The 1,358-nt window shown below is 67.2% G+C and carries 3 protein-coding genes; all 3 read left to right on the top strand.

Annotation, left to right across the window (positions count from 1 at the left end):
- Positions 1-183 (top strand): DUF445 family protein (locus tag ACWDU1_RS32375; protein ID WP_450004220.1); only part of this gene is annotated, 183 nt, incomplete at its 5' end.
- 99 nt (positions 184-282) lie between these two features.
- Entirely contained in the window at positions 283-798 is a 516-nt protein-coding gene (locus tag ACWDU1_RS32380) for a helix-turn-helix domain-containing protein (protein ID WP_450004221.1), read from the top strand.
- The coding region (locus ACWDU1_RS32385) for a heparin-binding hemagglutinin (RefSeq protein ID WP_450004222.1) at positions 773-1,358 on the top strand (586 nt) is incomplete at its 3' end. The genes ACWDU1_RS32380 and ACWDU1_RS32385, both read left to right, overlap by 26 nt.

Below are 1,358 nucleotides of genomic sequence, written 5' to 3' on the forward strand. Positions count from 1 at the left end.
GCCGACGAGATCGCCACCATCGTGACCGATACCGTCGCCCGCTGGGACGCGGAGGAGGCCAGTAAGAAGATCGAGGTGCAGGTGGGCCGCGATCTGCAGTTCATCCGGATCAACGGCACCGTGGTCGGGAGCCTGGCCGGTCTGATGATCTACACGGTGTCGCATCTGATGTTCGGTGGCTGAGTCCGCCGAAACGCGGTATCAACCCCTGCTAACAAGAGTGCTTGCAATAGCTAGCACCCTGTTCTATCGTTGCGTTCGTACGACGCCAGAAGGTGAGTGATGGCAGACCAGCCCGAGGTTTCCGGCCGGCGCACCGACGATCCGGCAATGTCGGCCGGCGCCGGCGACAAGGCGGCCCGCGTTGTCAACGCGGCGCAGGATATCGGCGGCTTCATCAGGGCGCAGCGCGAGGCCGCGCAGGTCTCGCTGCGCCAGCTCGCCCAGCTGGCGGGGGTCAGCAACCCGTATCTCAGTCAGATCGAGCGCGGATTGCGGAACCCCTCGGCCGAAGTGCTCACGCAGATCGCCAAGGCGCTGCGGGTCTCTTCGGAGGTGTTGTACGTGCGTGCCGGCTTTCTCGAGCAGCGGGCGCACAGTCCCGTCCGGGACGCCCTGCTGGCCGATCCCGCGATCAGCGAGCGGCAGAAGCAGGTGCTCCTGGACATATACGAGTCGTTCCGCCGGGAGAACGGGCCGGACGAAACGCTCATTCGGGACAGCGTTGTTCCACACCCGACGACCGATGCTCCACGCCAGGAGAGCGATATAAATGACCGAGAAGAACACCACCGCTAAGCCGTTGTTCGCCACTGTCGGTGCCACGGACGCCGTGTACGCCGCGGTCGTGGATGCGGTGACGCAGGTCCGGGAACGCGCCACCGATGTCAACGGCCGGGTCGATACGGCCCGTGAACGCTTCGCCGGGTTGCCTGCCGATGTGCAGACCCAGTTCGAGCAGATCCGCACCCGGCTGTCGGAACTGCCCTCCGAACTGCCCGAGGATCTCGCCGAACTGCGGGAGAAGTTCACCACCGAGGAGTTGCGCCGGCTCGCCGAGCAGTACTACCGCCAGGTGCTCGACCTCTACGCCGACCTCGCCGTGCGCGGTGAGGAGACCGTCGACCGGCTGCGTACCAACCACCTGGTCGACGAGCAGGTCGGGCGTGTCGAGAGCTTCTACAAGGACGCCAGCGTCCGGGCCGAAGAGGTGCTGGGCCGGGTGAACGGCCTGATCGGCCGCCCGGCCAAGGACGAGACCGCCGCCGCGCCGGTGGTGGAGGCGGAAACGCCCGCCGCGCCCGACGTCCTGGACGCCGAAGTGGTCGAGCCCGCCCCGGTGCCCGCGCCGACCCCGG

Source organism: Nocardia sp. NPDC003345 (assembly GCF_053589395.1).

Excerpts from the sequence above, each read along its gene's own strand:
- ACWDU1_RS32380 (WP_450004221.1), top strand. The coding sequence starts at position 283 with ATGGCAGACCAGCCCGAGGTTTCCGGCCGGCGCACCGACGATCCGGCA.